We start from the raw sequence: 15671 nt of genomic DNA, 5'->3' as shown, positions 1-15671 counted from the left end.
GCCGCCGTCATCCCGCCGAACCGCTAGTTTTCAGGCGCCCAGCTGGTGCTCGGCGACGATTGCGCGCACCACACCCTGCATGAGCAGCTGGCGCTCGTTGATCGGCCGCGGCGTGTCGCCGATCATCACCGCCAGCGCATAGGAACGGCCGTCCGGCGCGGTGAGCAGCGCCACGTCGTTATAGCCTGCGGTACGGCCGAACAGGTCCTGGCCGGTGCCGGTCTTGTGGGCGAGCTGCCAGCCCGGCGGCAGCGCGCCGCGCAGGCGGTACTTGCCGGTGTGCGAGGCCTGCATCGTCGCGATGAGCCACTGGGTCGAGACCGGCGAGAGCAGCTCGCCGCGCTTGAGCCGCGCGAGCGCGCCGGCGATGGCGAGCGGCGCCGCGCCGTCGGGCGGATCGGCGACATAGCGCTGATAGGCGGCGACGCGGGTCTCGCGCGGCAGCTGCGCGCGGGCCACCGCGAAGGTGTTGCCCATCGAATATTCGGGCTTCCACGCCGCCAGCCCCGAGGTGCCGAGCTGGAGCAATTTCTCGCCGGGTCCGAAGCGGATCGAGCCGAGTGCGTTGCGCGCGATGAACGAGCGCACCGCCGGCGGCCCGCCGACCAGGCGCAGCAGCTTGTCGTTGCAGGTATTGTCGCTCATCGTCAGCGCGCGGCGCAGGATCTCGCCGACCGTGCTCTGATAGCCCTGGTCGCCCTTGACCAGCGAGGCGACCGGCTGGTGGAACAACGTGAAATCGGCGCGGGTGATGACCAGCGGATCGTTCAGGCGGATGCGGCCCTGATCGACCTGATCGAGCACGGTCATCGCGACCCACAGCTTGGACACACTCTGCTGCGGCAGCTTGCGCGCGCCGCCCTGCGAGGCGGTCCAGTTGCGGTCGACGCTGGTCACCGCGATGCCGACCACGCCGTCGAAATTATGCGCGATGTCGGAAAGGCGGTTCACCAGGCCGGGGGGCGGCGGCACTTCCGGGAGGGGGGCCGCCTGGGCGCGGGGAATCGGCACCAGCACGCCATAGTTCGGCGCCGGCAGATAGGCGGCGAGTTCGGGATGTTCGTGGACGGCGCAGCCGAGCAGTACCGCCGGACCCAGCCCGGCGACGGTCAGCGCACGCTCGACCTTGGAGAACCGGATTTTACGCACCGCAACCAACCTCTTGCCCAACTCCATCATGTGCCTGCCCCTAAAGGTGGCAAAGCGCGGGATTCCCGCAATGCGACGAAGCGAGTCACCTGAGCGACGAGATGTGAAGGCAGGATCGCGCGCACCCCACGCCCTTCGTCAGTCCCGCGGAGGCGGGAATCCATTGGCCGTGCCGGCGCGGCGTCTGCTTCAACCGCACAGGCGAATGGATCCCCGCCTCCGCGGGGATGACGGGTGAGGGTGGGGCAGCGTGGGGGCAAGGACCGCTGCCGATTCAAGGCACCAGCACCGTATCCACCGCCTCGGTCGCCGTCTCCGGATAGTCGAGCGTGTAGTGCAGCCCCCGGCTCTCCTTGCGATGGAGCGCGGAGCGGACGATCAGGTCGGCGCTTTCCAGCAGATTGCGCAGCTCGATCAGGTCGGGGGTGACGCGGAAATGGCCGTAATAGTCGGCGACTTCCTCGCGCAGCAGCTTGATCCGGTGCGCGGCGCGCTCCAGCCGCTTGGTGGTCCGCACGATGCCGACATAGTTCCACATGAAGCGGCGGATCTCGGTCCAGTTCTGCTTGATGACGACTTCCTCGTCGGAATCGGTCACCCGGCTCTCGTCCCACGGCCGGATCGCCGGCGGCGGCGGCAGGTCGCCCCAATGCGCGGCGATGTGATTCGCCACCGCCTCGCCGAACACGAAGCATTCGAGCAGCGAGTTGGACGCGAGGCGATTGGCCCCGTGCAGCCCCGACTGGCTCACCTCGCCCGCCGCATAGAGCCCCGGCAGGTCGGTACGCCCGTCGCGATCGATCATCACGCCGCCGCAGGTGTAATGCTGGGCGGGGACCACCGGGATCGGCTCCTTGGTCATGTCGATGTCGAGGTCGAGCAGCCGGTGATGGATGGTCGGGAAATGGTGGCGGACGAACTCCGGCCCCATATGGCTGATGTCGAGATGGACATAGTCGAGGCCGAGACGCTTGATCTCATGGTCGATCGCCCGCGCCACGATATCGCGTGGGGCCAGCTCCAGCCGCGAATCGAAATCGGGCATGAAGCGGTGGCCCGCCTCGTCGCCCGCTTCGGGGGGCAGCAGCAGATGCCCGCCTTCGCCGCGCACGGCTTCGGTGATCAGGAAATTCTTGACGTCGAGATTGTAGAGGCAGGTCGGGTGGAACTGCATCATCTCCATGTTCGAGATGCGGCAGCCCGCGCGCCACGCCATCGCGATGCCGTCCCCGGTCGCGCCGCGCGGGGCGGTGGAGAAGAGATAGGTGCGCCCCGCCCCGCCGGTCGCCAGCACGGTCGCGCGGGCGGTGAACAGCTCGACGCGGTTGGTCGCGCGGTTGAAGGCATAGACGCCCCAGACATTGCCCGCGCCCGAATAGCGGAGTTCGTGCCGGCTGGTGGCGAGGTCGATCACCACCATGTCGGGCACCAAAGTGATGTTCGGATGCGCCTGCGCGGCGCGGAGGAGCGCGGTCTGCACGGCGAGGCCCGTAGCATCGTCGACATGCGCGATGCGCCGGTGGCTATGGCCGCCCTCGCGGGTGAGGTGCAGCGCATTGCCCTCGGTGTTGAAGGGAACGCCAAGCTGGACCAGCCGCTCGATCGCCGCGGGCGCGTTCTCCACCACCATCTCGACGGTCGCGCGGTCGTTGAGGCCGGCGCCGGCGACCATCGTGTCCTCGATATGGCTTTCGAAGGTGTCGCCCTCTTCCAGCACCGCGGCGATGCCGCCCTGCGCCCAGGCGGTCGAGCCCTCGGCAAAGCCGCCCTTGGCCAGCACCGTCACCTTGAACCGGTCCGCCAGATGGAGCGCGGTGGTGAGCCCCGCCGCGCCGGAACCGAGGACCAGGACATCGCTTTGGTGATTGGTATCGGACAAAGAGGCACTCCTTTGCGGCGCTTAAAGCGCGCAAGCGGCGGGTTCCGCAATCCCTACCCTTGCGCCACCTATCAGGTCGCAAGGATAAGAACCCGTCGCTACGCCCCAAATCGTCACCCCGGCGAAAGCCGGGGTCCATTGGGGTCTCCCTATCGGTTCTTGCTACGGCCGAGAGGCGAATGGATCCCGGCTTTCGCCGGGATGACGGGTGGGGCGGCGGATGTCGTTCGTCTCGTATCCCTGTAGAAGGGTTAGCGAAGGAGAAGCAGATGCGGTTAGGTTGGTGGATCGGCGTGGCGATGCTGTTCGGCAGCGGCTCGGCGCAGGCGGCGGCGTGTCGGCTGGGGCCAGCGGGGACGACGGTGCCGGTGTCGATCGAGGGCACCGGGCGATCGATGCTGGTGCATGTGCCCGCCGGTCGCAGCGCGGCGCGGCTGCCGCTGGTGTTCGTGTTCCACGGCAGCACCGGCAAGGGCCGCGACATCCTCGCCCAGTCGAAACTGGAGGCGACCGCGGACCGGCACGGCTTCCTCCTCGCCGCACCCGATGGCGGCATCCCGGCGGAGGGCGGATTCGTGTGGAACATCCCCGGCGTACCGACGGTGACCGGCAAGATCCCCGGCCCGGACGACGCCGACGACGTCGCCTTCGTGCAGACCGCAATCGACCAGCTTGCGGCCAAGGGCTGCGTGGACCGCGCGCGGATCTACGCCACCGGCTATTCGGGCGGCGGGCGGATGACCTCGTGGCTCGGCTGCGTCGCAGCGGACCGCTTCGCGGCGATCGCGCCGGTGGTGGGCCTGCGCGCCGGCAATCCGCGCAAGGACCTGCCCCGCGTCCCCGATCCGGCGACCTGCACGCCGTCGCGGCCGATGCCGGTGCTCGCCTTCGCCGGTGATGCCGACACCACCAACCCGATTCAGGGCGGCGGCGCCGGCTATTGGCAATACACGATGCACACCGCGCTGGTGCGCTGGGCGGACCTGAACGGGTGCCGCGTGGGGCCGGTGGAGCGCGAGGTTTCAGCGGAGGTGAAGGAGGAGCGATTCAGCCGCTGCTCGGGCGGCGCGGACGTGGCCGGTCGGGTGAAGCACGGCGCGGGCCATGTCTGGGTGGCGGACAATGAGGCAATGTGGGCCTTCTTCGCGAAGCACCGCCGGTGAGCAGGATTGACGTTCAGCGGGACGCCGAGCCGCAGCTCGTAGCGGACGTGTGGCTCTACGAAACCGCCAATGGCGGGAAAACTGGGCCTGCCCTTCCTGGCTTCGGCTGCATCCTGATGACGAGCAGAGACCGACCCTATTCTGGCTGGGATGCCCTTCTCCTACTGCGGGACCAGCCCATGCATCCGGGAGAGCGGCGGCGCCTGGGATTCGTCTTTCTGACGCCTGAAAGCGCGCTACCCGTCTTCAGACAAGCGGGACGCTTCTATCTCTGGGACGGCCGCTTCATTGGCGAGGGCACGATCGCCTCTCACGTCGAGAGCGCCCGGTGATGAAGCACCTGCTTCTTTGCTGCTTCTCGATGCCGCTTCTTAGCGGCTGCGGCACGGATGCGCTGTGCTCGTCGGAAACGTTGCACGTTGCTCGGGATATTGGAGGTGATAGGGTTGCGGTCACGTCTGTTCGCAACTGTGGCGCAACATCTGATTACGCGACCGTGATCAGCGTTGGCCGCGCTACGGAGCCTCAGGCAGCAGCGACGGAGATTTTCGTCGCGGACAGCGATCACGGAGCCGCCTTAGATGGAGGCGGTGGCGCGATTTGGACGAGCGTTGTTTGGTCAGCGCCCGGCAAACTGTCCGTTGCCTATGCTTCCAAAGCACGTGTCTTCAAGCAGCTGCCCTCCGCGAAGGGGGCCGAAATCCGTTTCAAGGCAAGCGATCCACCGATATCGCCGCTGGTAGATTGAGGTTCCTACGCCGCCCGCGTCAAATTCAGGAACACATCCTCCAGATCCGCCTCGCGGGTCGACACGTCGACGATCCCCAGCCCCGCCGCCTGCACCGCGCCCAGCACTTCGCCGGCATTGGCCTGGTCCTTGCGGTAGGTGATCACCAGCACGCGCTCGCCCTTCAGCTCCACCTTCTGGAAGCAGGCATTGTCCGGCGCCGCCACGATGTCGCGGTCCACCGTCACCTCGACCACCTTCTCCTGCGCCATGCCGACCAATTCCCGCGTCGGCTTGTTGGCGATCAGCTGGCCGTGGTTGATGATCGCGATGCGGTCGCACAGCTCCTCGGCCTCTTCGAGATAGTGCGTCGTCAGCACCACCGTCACGCCGCGCTGGTTGAGCTGCTTCACATAGGCCCAGAGCTGCTGGCGCAGTTCCACGTCGACGCCCGCGGTCGGCTCGTCGAGCACGATGATCGGCGGGGAGTGCACCATCGCCTTGGCGACCATCAGCCGCCGCTTCATGCCGCCCGAGAGCGTGCGCGAATAGGCATTGGCCTTGTCTTCCAGATGCACCGCGCGGAGCAGCGCCATCGCGTCGAACCTGTCCTTGGCCACGCCGTACAGGCCCGCCTGGATCTCCAGCGTCTCCTTGGGCGTGAAGAAGGGATCGAACAGGATCTCCTGGTTGACGATGCCGATGCTCGCCTTGGCGTTGCGCGGGTGCGCGTCGATGTCGAAGCCCCAGATCGCAACCTTGCCGTCGGTCTTGTTGACCAGCCCTGCCAGAATGTTGATCAGCGTCGACTTGCCCGCGCCGTTGGGGCCGAGCAGCCCGAAGATCTGCCCGCGCGGCACCTCGAAGCTCACCCCGTCCAGCGCGCGCTTGCCGCCGGAATAGGTCTTGCAGAGAGTGTCGATCGCGATCGCAGCCTGGGTCATGGCCGGCAGCTTTAAGACCCTGCGCATCCGATTGCGAGCCCCCGCGCGCTTTGCTAAGGCGCGGGACATGATCGCTCCGCCCGAAGTCCTCCGCACCGCCCAGCCCCGCGTCGCCTGTGACGGCACCGGCCCCGGCCTGCCGGCCGCGCTCGGCCACCCGCGCGTCTATCTGCAGATCGACGAGAGCGGCTATGTCGATTGCGGCTATTGCGACCGCCGCTTCGTGCTGATCGGCGGCCCCGCCGACGGCGCCGACCAGAGCCAGCTGCCCGATCATCCGGCAGGCGCCAGCATCTGATCGTCGCGGGAGCGCGTGACTCTGCGCACGCGCCTCCTATATCTGTGGGATGAGCATTCCCACCGATCCCCGCGCCTTCCTCTATCGCGACGGGCTCGATCCCGACGCTGCCGTTCGCCTGACCGCCGATGCGCTGGGCCAGGCAGAGGATGGCGAGCTCTATCTGCAATATCGCAAGTCCGAGGCGTTCGGCTTCGACGACGGCCGGCTGAAGACCGCCGCCTATGACACGCAGTCGGGCTTCGGCCTGCGCGCGGTCTCGGGCGAAACGACGGCCTTCGCCCATGCCAACGAGATCAGCGCCGCCGCGATTCGCCGCGCCGCCGAGACGATGGCGCTGATCGATCCGGCCAAGCAGGGCAAGGCGCCCCCGCCGCAGGGCAACAACCGCCACCTCTACACCGATGCCGATCCGCTCGAACTGGTGCCGTTCGCCGACAAGGTGAACCTCTGCCAGACGATCGACGCCGCCGCCCGCGCGCGCGATCCGCGGGTCAAGCAGGTGTCGGTGAGCCTGACCGGCCAGTGGAGCGTGGTCGAGGTGGTGCGCGCGGACGGTTTCGTCGCCACCGATGTACGGCCGCTGGTGCGGCTCAACGTCTCGGTGGTGGTCGAGCAGAACGGGCGCCGCGAAACGGGCAGCTTCGGCACCGGCGGGCGCGTCGTCTATGACCGCCTCTTCCAGCCCGAGACCTGGAACCGCGCGATCGACGAGGCGCTGGCGCAGGCGCTGGTCAATCTCGATGCGGTCGCGGCCCCGGCCGGCGACATGACCGTGCTGTGCGGCCCCGGCTGGCCCGGCGTGCTGCTCCACGAGGCGGTGGGCCATGGCCTCGAAGGCGACTTCAACCGCAAGGGCACCAGCGCCTTTTCGGGCCGGATCGGCGAGCGCGTCGCGGCACCCGGCGTGACCGTGGTCGACGACGGCTCGATCCACGATCGCCGCGGCTCGCTCTCGATCGACGACGAGGGCACGCCGACGCGCGAGACGGTGCTGATCGAGGACGGCATCCTCAAGGGCTATATGCAGGACCGCTTGAACGCCCGGCTGATGGGCGTCGAGCCGACCGGCAACGGCCGCCGCGAAAGCTTCCAGCACGCGCCGATGCCGCGGATGACCAACACCTTCATGAAGGGCGGCAAGGACGATCCCGCCGAGCTGCTCGCCCGCGTCAAGAAGGGCATCTATGCCAAGAGCTTCGGCGGCGGGCAGGTCGACATCGTCTCGGGCAAGTTCGTCTTCTCGTGCACCGAGGCCTACCTCATCGAGAATGGCACGCTGGGCGCCCCGATCAAGGGCGCGACGCTGATCGGCGACGGCCCGACCGTGCTCCACCGCGTCACTGGCATCGGCAACGACTTCGCCCTCGACGAAGGCGTGGGCATGTGCGGCAAGGGCGGCCAGTCGGTCCCCGCCGGCGTCGGCCAGCCGACGCTGCTGGTGGAAGGGCTGACGGTGGGCGGAACGGCGGCGTGATCAGCCGCTGCCGGTAAGCACGTCGATCGCGCCGAGGACGCGGAAACGCTCCTCGGCTAGTGATCCGACCCGCTCGCGCAGTTCGGCGGTGCGGATCGCGGCGGCGAATTCCGTCATCAGGACCAAGGTCTCGCCGTTCACGTCGAAGTGCGGATGCAAACGCGGCGTGGTCGGTGCACTTTCGCCGGGCTTGGCGAGCGGAATGACGAAGCGCGTACCGATCGTGGCCAAGTCGTCAGCCTGGCAATCGATCACCAGGCCGCCGCCCGCCAGCCGATGCACGTCGAACTGGGCCATCAGAACAGACGATAGCGCTCGAGCGGCAATCCGTTCTCTTCAACCCAGCGGTTATGGGCTTCGGCCCATTCGCGATTCTCTTCCTGCCAGCGCCGATCGCGCTCGGCCTTGGCGGCGGCGCGGATCGCGGCTTCGCAGACTTGCGAGAGATTCAGGCCCACTTCGCGCCCAGCAGCCACCACGCCCGTGTCGAGCGACAGGTTGACCGCCTTGCGCTTGCCGGACGCGATCGGATCGTGCTTCATGAAGCCAAGCTATGCGCATGCCCCATGCGCGTCAACGCCGGGAGACGCCGCCATGGCCCTTGTCGAACTCGGCCGGTTCAACCGGCAGGAAGCCTTTATCGTCCAGGGTCGGCTAGAGGATGAGGACATCCCCAGCTTCGTGTTCGATGCCGGCGCGAGCATCGCCGATGGCAGCTATCTGCTGATCCCGGTACGGGTGATGGTCGACGACGAAGACCTCGCCGCCGCGCGCACCATTGTTGACGCGGCCGGTGGCCCTATGCCGTAATCCCCTGGAGCAGCTTGGGCACGTCGCCGCTCTCGCCGCGCGCTTCGCCCATGAACCAGGACTTGAGCGGCGGCAGCTTGTCGACCGCCGACAGGCCGAAGCGCCGCACCGCATTGGGCAATGCGCCGGGGATGCCGAACAGCCGGGTGAGCCCGTCGGTCGCCAGCGCCACCATGAAGGTGTCGAGCCCGCGCCAGCGCTGGTAGCGGGCGAGCAGCTCGGGATCGCCCATGTCGAGCCCCAGGCGCTTGCCGTCGACCAGCACCTCGACCAGCGTCGCCACGTCGCGGAAACCGACATTGACGCCCTGCCCCGCAATCGGATGGATGCCGTGCGCGGCGTCGCCGACCAGCGCCAGCCGCTCGGCCGTGATCCAGGCGGCGTGGTGGAAGCCGAGCGGGTAGGAAGAGCGCGACGACAGCGGCCCGAGCTTCCCCAGAAACCCGCCCATCTTCTTCTCCGCCTCGGCCAGATAGGCGCGGTCGGAAATCTTGTGCATCGCCGCCGCGTCGCGCGCATGGACGGTCCACACCACCGCCGAGCGATGGCCGTTTTCGTCGTCGAGCAGCGGCAGGATCGCGAACGGGCCCTGCGGATAGAAGATCTCGTAGGCGATGTTCTCGTGGGACCGCTCGTGATTGAGCGTCGCGATCATCGCGGCATGGTCGTAGGTCCAGCGCGCGACCTTGAAGCCGGCCGAATCGCGGGTGGGCGAGTTGCGCCCCTCCGCCGCGATCACCAGCTGCGCGCGCACCGTGGCGCCCGAATCGAGCGTCGCGACCACGCCGTGCGGCCCGCGCTCCACCGACACCGCACGCGTCTGCATCCGCACGTCCGCCAACGGGGCCGCCTGCGCGGCTTCGAACAGCGCGGTGCGCAGCACGCGGTTTTCGAACATGTGGCCGAGCGCGCCGTCATCGGCATCGGGCGCGAAATCGAGCTTGCCGGGTTCCAGCCCGTCGGAGACGCGGATGCCCTCGATCGGGCAGCCCTTCCCCGCCAGACGCCCGGCGACGCCGATCGCGTCGAACATCCGCATCGGCGCGCTCGCGATCGCCGAGGCGCGGCCGTCGAAGCTCGCGCCGAGGATGGTTTCCGGGTCCGCCGGATCGATCACGATCGAGCTGATGCCATGCGCATCGAGCGCCGTTGCGAGCGCGCTGCCGACCAGCCCGCCGCCGAGGATGAGAATGTCCGCCTGGTCCATGGCCCTGCCCTAGCAGGTTCGCACGCGCCTGCCAGCCGTCAACAGGTGCAGGGGCGGCAAACCCCTGCACCTGCGCGCGATCAATGCTGGTGCAGCCGCTCGATCATGCCGTCCATCCGCTTGGCGAGGAAGCCCGGCGAATAGCTGTCGCGATAGTTGCGCGGATCGGCCTTGGTGGAGGCCATCGGCTCGAACGGCACGAAGCTCGTGGTCAGCGCCACCGCGCCGCCCATCGTGCCCGCGCCCTGGATCGCCAGCGTCAGTTCCGTCACGTGGAGGATGAAATCGGGCGGGATCGGGCACGGCTCGCCCATCCGCAGCGCGCGCGCCGTTTCCGCCACGCCGAGCATCTTGTCCTGCGCGCCGACCTCGCGGCGCTTGGCGCCGGCGACCAGCTTCTTGAAGAACGAGGTCTTGCCCGCGGCATTGGCGCGCATCGTCGCGAACGACTTCCAGTGGCGCACGAAGGGCAGCACCCGCCCGCCGACGCCGAAGCCGCGGCCGAACAGCGGCTGGAGCCGCAGGCTGCGCGCCTTGCGGGCGTTGAGGCTGAGCTGCGAGAAGCGCTCGAGGAACACTGGCGACTGGTAATGCCGATAGGTATCGGTGCTCAACTCGCCCTCGTCGCCGATCACGCGCATGCGGTGGTCGGCCGGCGCCGCGATGCTGCAGGTGACGCGCGCGGTTACGCCGCTGACGAAATCGAGCGTCGCCACCGAGAAATCGGGCGTGTCCGCCGGGTGCATCGGCTGGTCGGTCTTGTGCGGGACCACCACCTTGGAGAAGGCGGTGACCGAACGCACCGGGCCGAACATCGCCAGCATCCACACCAGATGGTAGCCGACATGCTCGAAGGTGCAGCCCATCTCATATTCATGGATATAGGGCCAGGGCGCGCCGGTGCGGCTGCGCCAGGTCTCCGGCTTCATCAGGTAGATGGGGTTGTCGTCGAACTCGGCATAGATCAGCAGCGGCTTGCCGATCGCGCCGTCGCGCACTGCCTTCCACATCGTCTGGACGCTGTCGCTGAGGAAGTTGCACGGCGCGCTCGACAGGACGAGCCCGCGTTCCTCGGCGATACGGAACAGCGTGCGCGCCTCCTCCAGATCGGTGGTGAGCGGCTTTTCCGAATAGACGTTCTTGCCGCCCTCGAGCAGCGCGCGGGTGAGCTCGAAATGCGCCTCGATGCTGGTGAGGTTGAGCACCAACGTTACCGCCGGATCGTCGAGGATCGCCTGGAGATCGGGATAGACCGAGAAGCCGTAATAGTCGGAGACCTTGGCCGAGCGCGCCAGATCGATGTCGTACACGCCGCGCACGTCGATCTCCGGATGCGCCCAGGCGGTGGTCATGTAATGGTCGAACACGTAGCCGCAGCCGATGATCGCCACGCCCGTCTTGCCCATGCTTTCGCCCTGCATCTTCATTTGCCCTGTCCCCCGATCCGTTCGCGCACTGTGTCCATGGTTTCCATCACCGCGATGCTGTCCGCCAGCGTCATCTCCGGGCTCTCCTGAAGCCCCGCGGCGAGGCAGCGGCCGACTTCCTCGACCTGATAATGATAGCCGTTGCCGGCGAACAGCTGCCGGTCGACCTTGCCGCCGCGCGTCAGCAGACCGTGAATCTGCGAAAGCTTTTGCGGCAGCCCCTGTTCGCGGAGCAGCGCCTTGCGGCCGAGCCCGCTGTCGCTCCCTTTCCGGCGCGGGGTCATCCGCTGGACCCGCACGCCATAGGGGCGGAAGATCGGGCCTTCGAACGCGATGCTGCCATGCGTGCCGCCGATGCGCAGGCCATTGTCGCCGAGCGCGCGCAGGCTGGTATTGACCGTCGCCACCACCCCGCCGGCAAAGCGGAGGCTGATCGCCGCATCTTCCTCGACGCCGGTATCGCCGATCCGGCCGAACGCTTCCACGCCCTCGGGCGCGCCGAACAGCCAGTGGAGCAGCGAGATCGGATAGACGCCGAGCTGGGCAAGCGCGCCGCCCCCGCGCTGCGGATCGAAGCTGGTGTTCGCCACGTCGGGTTCGTTGGTGAAGCAGAATTCGCCGTGCGCCTGCCGCACCTCGCCGACCGCGCCGTCGCGGACGAGATCGCGCAGGCGGCGGGCGGCGGGATTGAAGCGGGTCCACATCGCTTCCATGCAGAACACGCCGTGCGCGCGGGCGGCGTCGGCGATGCGACGTGCTTCTGCAACCGACGATGCGAACGGCTTCTCGATCAACACCGCCTTGCCGGCCTCGATGCAGGTGATCGCGTGACGCGCATGTTCGGACGGCGGAGTGGCGATATAGGCGACATCGAACGGCGACGCGGCGGTGATGCTGTCATAGCCCGCGATCACCTCCGGAATGCCGAAGGCTTTGGCGAAGCGCCCCCCCGATTCGGCACTGCGCGAGACGACCAGCTGCGGTTTGGCGCCCTTCGCGTGGCCAAGTCCGGAGACGAACTTCGCCGAAATGCCACCGGTGCCGAATATAGCCCAACGTGTTTCCACTACTGCATCCCCCAACGTCGTAGCCGCGTGTCGGCTGCGGCCGACCAAGTTCGGTCCAGCTGCAGATACTCTTTGTCGCGGTCTCCACCAACGGCAACGACCCTCGACATGTCCCGCAGGCGCGTCGATTCCAACCCGCGGTTCTTTATCGCCATAGCAGGGAAGAACTTGCTGCGCTGCAAAATATTCGGTGGCAGGCGCGCTCCTGCAACCGTGCGTGCCGTGGGCCCTCCGCCTTGACGCCGGAGTCCGCAGGCGCGATGATTCCACGACCTTTTCCTTGCAGATCCGGAGGCTGGACGATGGCGTCCCGCGCAGAAGCGCCGCACTGGCGCGACACGATGAAGGCAGGCGTCCGCCGCGGCGGATTTGTTCTGGCGGGCACGGCATTGTTCGCCGCCACCGTCGCGATCGTGCTGGCCCTGGTGAGCTATCACGCCTCCGATCCGGCGCTGAACACCGCATCGGCGGGGCCGGCGCGCAACTGGTTGGGTCCGGTAGGTGCCTGGATCGCCGACATTCTCTACACAGTGGCTGGCCTGCCCGTGCTGCTGCTCGCCCCCGTCGGGCTGCTTGCCGCGCACCGGATGATGGTCGACCGCCCGATCGAGCGACCGCGCCGGATGATTGGCAGCGCAGGCGTCGCTGCGGCGCTCGCCGCGATCGGGCTGGGGCTGCTCCATTTCGACTGGTCGCTGCCGCTCGACTGGCGGCTGCCCGCCGGCATGGGCGGTCTGATCGGGCTCTCGGCTGCCGGCGGCGTCGACTGGCTGATCGGGCTCGCCGGAGACCCGGCCGTGTCCTTCTGGGTCGGCCGCGGCATCGGGCTGCTGCTGGTGCTCGGGGGATTGTGGCTGTGGTGGATGCGGCTGGAGTTCACCTCCCCCACCCGCCTGTTTCGCCTGCCGCGCTTTACCCGCAGCACCGGCGAGGAACGGATCGTGACCGCTGCGGAGGGCCCGAGCTTCCGCGCGAAGACGCAGACGGTGGCGGCGTTCGATGAAGCACCAGACGAGGATGACGACCTGCCCTTCGATCGCGATCCCCCCCGCGTCGCCGAGCCGCGCCGCGTGGTGGTGCCGGACAACCGCCCCGGCCCGGTGATCGCCGACCGCACCGTTTCCACCGCGCCCGCCCGCGCCAAGCCGCCGGTCCAGGCCGCGCTCGACTTCAAGGACAGCTACCAGCTGCCCCCGCTCGACCTGCTGACTCCGCCGCCGGCGAACCGCACCGCGACGGTCGACAAGGCCGCGCTGGAGCGCAACGCTCGGCTGCTCGAAAGCGTGCTCGAGGACTTCCATGTGAAGGGCGAGATCGTCGAGGTCCGTCCCGGCCCCGTGGTCACCATGTACGAGCTGGAGCCGGCGAGCGGCATCAAGGCCAGCCGGGTCATCCAGCTGGCCGACGACATCGCCCGCAACATGAGCGCGATCTCCGCCCGTGTCGCCACCATCCCCGGCCGCACCGTGATGGGCATCGAGCTGCCCAATGCGACGCGCGAAGGCGTGAGCCTGCACGAGCTGATCGGCAGCCAGCAGTTCGAGGAACAGGGCGCCACCCTGCCGGTGGTGCTCGGCAAGAACATCGCCGGCGAGCCGGTGATCGCCGATCTGGCGCCGATGCCGCATCTGCTCGTCGCGGGCACCACCGGCTCGGGCAAGTCGGTGGGCTTGAACTGCATGATCCTGTCGCTGCTCTACCGGCTGACGCCCGAGCAGTGCCGGCTGATCATGATCGATCCGAAGATGCTGGAACTCAGCATGTACAAGGACATCCCCCATTTGCTCGCCGATGTCGTGACCGATCCGCCCAAGGCGGTGCGCGCGCTCAAATGGGCGGTGGAGCAGATGGAGGATCGCTACCGGATGATGGCCTCGGTCAACGTCCGCAGCCTGGCGAGCTACAACGACAAGGTGCGCACCGCCAAGGCCAAGGGCCAGACGCTCGGCCGCAAGGTGCAGGTGGGGTACGACCCCGAGACCGGCAAGCCGATCTACGAGGAAGAAACGCTCGACCTGCAGGTGCTGCCGCTGATCGTCGTCATCGTCGACGAGCTCGCCGACCTGATGATGACCGCGGGCAAGGAAGTCGAATTCCTGATCCAGCGGCTGGCGCAGAAGGCGCGCGCCGCTGGCATCCACCTGATCATGGCGACGCAGCGCCCCTCGGTCGACGTCATCACCGGCGTGATCAAGGCCAACCTGCCGACGCGGATCAGCTTCCACGTCACTTCGAAGATCGATTCGCGCACCATCCTGGGCGAACAGGGCGCCGAGCAGCTGCTGGGCAAGGGCGACATGCTCTACATGTCCGGCGGCAAGGGCATCACCCGCGTCCATGGGCCGTTCGTGAGCGACGACGAGGTCCAAGCGGTCACCGATTTCTGGCGGGCGCAGGGTGCACCGGACTATATCTCGGCGGTCACCGAGGAGCCCGAGGACGGCGGCTTCACGCTGGAAGGCGCACCCGATGGCGAGGACAGCCCCGAGGAGCAGACCTATCGCCGCGCGGTCCAGCTGGTGGCGGAGAGCCAGAAGGCCTCCACCTCGTGGCTGCAACGCCAGCTCCGCGTCGGCTACAACTCCGCTGCGCGGCTGATCGAGCGGATGGAGCGCGAGAATCTCGTCTCCAAGCCCGACCATGTCGGCCGCCGCGAGGTGCTGATGGATACCGACGGACGGCCGCTCTAAGGCAAGCCGTAACGGGATCGAATCGGGTGGGGTACGGGTTCACAGCCCGTTCAAGCCCCGCCCGCTACCCGGGCGATCAGCAATTCGGAGACTTCCCTCGTGTTTTCCCGTTCCTTGGCCTTGTCGCTTCTCGCCGCTCCGCTGCTCGTGGCGGCTGCCCCGGCACCCGAGCTCGACCAGGTCCAGCAGCATCTGAAGGCCGTCGCCAGCATGACCGCCGCGTTCAGCCAGGAGGACCGCAACGGCAAGGTCCTCACCGGCACGATGACGCTGAAGCGCCCCGGCAAGATCCGCTTTCAGTACGAAAAGGGCGTACCGCAGCTGATCGTGGCGGACGGCAACAGCCTCTATTTCATCGATTATCAGGTGCGCCAGGTGCAGCGCTGGCCGATCGGCAATTCGCCGCTGCGGGTGCTGCTCGATCCGAACCGCGACATGAGCAGCTATGCGACGGTGAAGCCCACCGCAGATCCGCGCGTCGTATCGGTGGAAGTGCACGACACCAAGCACCCGGAATATGGCCGGATCACGCTGGTGTTCCAGAAGGACGCCGCCGCGCCGGCGGGCCTCAAGCTGCAGGGCTGGGTCGCGCTCGATGCGCAGAACAACCGCACCACGATCCGGTTGAGCAACCAACGCTTCAACGCGCCGGTCGCCGATTCGAGCTTCCGCTGGACCGACCCGCGCTCGCAGGGCCGCACACATTAACGACGAATCTGTGCAATCGTTCATCCAAGCGACAGGTTTGCTGCTCTAAAGGGGTAGTGCGGATGGGGTTTTTGCCCGGGATTTTTCCCCCTGTTGCCCGGGCCTGTTGCCCCTTCCCGCCTGCG

At 67.7% G+C, this 15671-nt stretch carries 15 protein-coding genes; 7 read left to right on the top strand and 8 right to left on the bottom strand.

Translation table 11 applies throughout. The annotated features are described in order from the left end of the window. Nucleotides 1-30 precede the first annotated feature (30 nt). Both S2M10_RS21140 and nadB read right to left on the bottom strand, forming a co-directional pair. Nucleotides 31-1140 (bottom strand): serine hydrolase, encoded by a 1110-nt coding sequence (locus S2M10_RS21140; protein ID WP_348770656.1) that lies wholly within the window; start codon nucleotides 1138-1140, stop codon nucleotides 31-33. Between the two features lie 283 nt (nucleotides 1141-1423). Next, entirely contained in the window at nucleotides 1424-3028 is a 1605-nt protein-coding gene (gene nadB, locus S2M10_RS21135; protein ID WP_168847836.1) for an L-aspartate oxidase, read from the bottom strand. Nucleotides 3029-3297: 269 nt separating this feature from the next. Between nadB and S2M10_RS21130 the strand changes: the two genes are divergently transcribed. After that, the gene (locus S2M10_RS21130; protein WP_168847835.1) at nucleotides 3298-4191 is read left to right on the top strand and encodes a PHB depolymerase family esterase; all 894 of its coding nucleotides are present in this window, start codon (nucleotides 3298-3300) and stop codon (nucleotides 4189-4191) included. 331 nt (nucleotides 4192-4522) lie between these two features. Then, a complete protein-coding gene (locus S2M10_RS21125; protein ID WP_168847834.1) occupies nucleotides 4523-4939 on the top strand; it encodes a hypothetical protein in 417 nt (138 codons plus the stop codon). Nucleotides 4940-4944: 5 nt separating this feature from the next. On the opposite strand, the gene S2M10_RS21120 is transcribed toward S2M10_RS21125, so the two are convergent. Next, the gene (locus S2M10_RS21120) at nucleotides 4945-5862 is read right to left on the bottom strand and encodes an ABC transporter ATP-binding protein (RefSeq protein WP_168847833.1); all 918 of its coding nucleotides are present in this window, start codon (nucleotides 5860-5862) and stop codon (nucleotides 4945-4947) included. 67 nt (nucleotides 5863-5929) lie between these two features. Between S2M10_RS21120 and S2M10_RS21115 the strand changes: the two genes are divergently transcribed. Together S2M10_RS21115 and tldD are read left to right on the top strand one after the other, a co-directional pair. Beyond that, nucleotides 5930-6160 carry a zinc-finger domain-containing protein gene (locus S2M10_RS21115; RefSeq protein WP_168847832.1) on the top strand — a complete coding sequence of 77 codons (231 nt, stop codon included), beginning with the start codon at nucleotides 5930-5932 and terminating at the stop codon, nucleotides 6158-6160. A 49-nt stretch (nucleotides 6161-6209) separates the two neighbouring features. Then, on the top strand, nucleotides 6210-7637 hold the full coding sequence (gene tldD, locus S2M10_RS21110; protein ID WP_168847831.1) for a metalloprotease TldD: 1428 nt from the start codon (nucleotides 6210-6212) through the stop codon (nucleotides 7635-7637). Here tldD and S2M10_RS21105 read toward each other — a convergent pair whose 3' ends face one another. Then, nucleotides 7638-7934: a CcdB family protein gene (locus tag S2M10_RS21105; RefSeq protein WP_168847830.1), complete on the bottom strand. Its 297-nt coding sequence runs from the start codon at nucleotides 7932-7934 to the stop codon at nucleotides 7638-7640. Continuing rightward, nucleotides 7934-8179: a type II toxin-antitoxin system CcdA family antitoxin gene (locus tag S2M10_RS21100; RefSeq protein WP_010542665.1), complete on the bottom strand. Its 246-nt coding sequence runs from the start codon at nucleotides 8177-8179 to the stop codon at nucleotides 7934-7936. The genes S2M10_RS21105 and S2M10_RS21100 overlap by 1 nt, the downstream gene beginning before the upstream one ends. Nucleotides 8180-8231: 52 nt before the next feature. Between S2M10_RS21100 and S2M10_RS21095 the strand changes: the two genes are divergently transcribed. Next, a complete protein-coding gene (locus tag S2M10_RS21095; RefSeq protein ID WP_168847829.1) occupies nucleotides 8232-8447 on the top strand; it encodes a DUF2007 domain-containing protein in 216 nt (71 codons plus the stop codon). Here S2M10_RS21095 and S2M10_RS21090 read toward each other — a convergent pair. The 3 genes from S2M10_RS21090 to S2M10_RS21080 all read right to left on the bottom strand — a co-directional run bounded on the left by S2M10_RS21090 (nucleotide 8437) and on the right by S2M10_RS21080 (nucleotide 12148). Beyond that, on the bottom strand, nucleotides 8437-9654 hold the full coding sequence (locus S2M10_RS21090; RefSeq protein ID WP_168847828.1) for a UbiH/UbiF/VisC/COQ6 family ubiquinone biosynthesis hydroxylase: 1218 nt from the start codon (nucleotides 9652-9654) through the stop codon (nucleotides 8437-8439). The genes S2M10_RS21095 and S2M10_RS21090 overlap by 11 nt on opposite strands. An 80-nt stretch (nucleotides 9655-9734) precedes the next feature. After that, nucleotides 9735-11081, bottom strand: a complete 1347-nt coding sequence (locus tag S2M10_RS21085; protein WP_211091208.1) for a Gfo/Idh/MocA family oxidoreductase — start codon at nucleotides 11079-11081, stop codon at nucleotides 9735-9737. Further along, nucleotides 11078-12148 carry a Gfo/Idh/MocA family oxidoreductase gene (locus S2M10_RS21080; RefSeq protein ID WP_168847827.1) on the bottom strand — a complete coding sequence of 357 codons (1071 nt, stop codon included), beginning with the start codon at nucleotides 12146-12148 and terminating at the stop codon, nucleotides 11078-11080. The genes S2M10_RS21085 and S2M10_RS21080 overlap by 4 nt, the downstream gene beginning before the upstream one ends. 302 nt (nucleotides 12149-12450) lie before the next feature. Here S2M10_RS21080 and S2M10_RS21075 point away from each other — a divergent pair, with 302 nt between their 5' ends. After that, nucleotides 12451-14838: a DNA translocase FtsK gene (locus tag S2M10_RS21075; protein ID WP_168847826.1), complete on the top strand. Its 2388-nt coding sequence runs from the start codon at nucleotides 12451-12453 to the stop codon at nucleotides 14836-14838. 99 nt (nucleotides 14839-14937) lie between these two features. Further along, nucleotides 14938-15546 carry an outer membrane lipoprotein carrier protein LolA gene (locus S2M10_RS21070; RefSeq protein WP_168847825.1) on the top strand — a complete coding sequence of 203 codons (609 nt, stop codon included), beginning with the start codon at nucleotides 14938-14940 and terminating at the stop codon, nucleotides 15544-15546. The last annotated feature ends 125 nt before the right edge of the window (nucleotides 15547-15671 follow it).

The organism is Sphingomonas sp. S2M10, from assembly GCF_012650175.1.
GTDB lineage: Bacteria > Pseudomonadota > Alphaproteobacteria > Sphingomonadales > Sphingomonadaceae > Sphingomonas.
This window is presented reverse-complemented; position numbering and strand designations above follow the sequence as displayed.

Excerpts from the sequence above, each read along its gene's own strand:
- S2M10_RS21085 (WP_211091208.1), bottom strand. The coding sequence starts at position 11,081 with ATGAAGATGCAGGGCGAAAGCATGGGCAAGACGGGCGTGGCGATCATC.
- S2M10_RS21125 (WP_168847834.1), top strand. The coding sequence starts at position 4,523 with ATGAAGCACCTGCTTCTTTGCTGCTTCTCGATGCCGCTTCTTAGCGGC.
- S2M10_RS21120 (WP_168847833.1), bottom strand. The coding sequence starts at position 5,862 with ATGACCCAGGCTGCGATCGCGATCGACACTCTCTGCAAGACCTATTCC.
- S2M10_RS21075 (WP_168847826.1), top strand. The coding sequence starts at position 12,451 with ATGGCGTCCCGCGCAGAAGCGCCGCACTGGCGCGACACGATGAAGGCA.
- S2M10_RS21095 (WP_168847829.1), top strand. The coding sequence starts at position 8,232 with ATGGCCCTTGTCGAACTCGGCCGGTTCAACCGGCAGGAAGCCTTTATC.
- S2M10_RS21090 (WP_168847828.1), bottom strand. The coding sequence starts at position 9,654 with ATGGACCAGGCGGACATTCTCATCCTCGGCGGCGGGCTGGTCGGCAGC.
- S2M10_RS21105 (WP_168847830.1), bottom strand. The coding sequence starts at position 7,934 with ATGGCCCAGTTCGACGTGCATCGGCTGGCGGGCGGCGGCCTGGTGATC.
- S2M10_RS21100 (WP_010542665.1), bottom strand. The coding sequence starts at position 8,179 with ATGAAGCACGATCCGATCGCGTCCGGCAAGCGCAAGGCGGTCAACCTG.
- S2M10_RS21115 (WP_168847832.1), top strand. The coding sequence starts at position 5,930 with ATGATCGCTCCGCCCGAAGTCCTCCGCACCGCCCAGCCCCGCGTCGCC.
- S2M10_RS21130 (WP_168847835.1), top strand. The coding sequence starts at position 3,298 with ATGCGGTTAGGTTGGTGGATCGGCGTGGCGATGCTGTTCGGCAGCGGC.
- tldD (WP_168847831.1), top strand. The coding sequence starts at position 6,210 with ATGAGCATTCCCACCGATCCCCGCGCCTTCCTCTATCGCGACGGGCTC.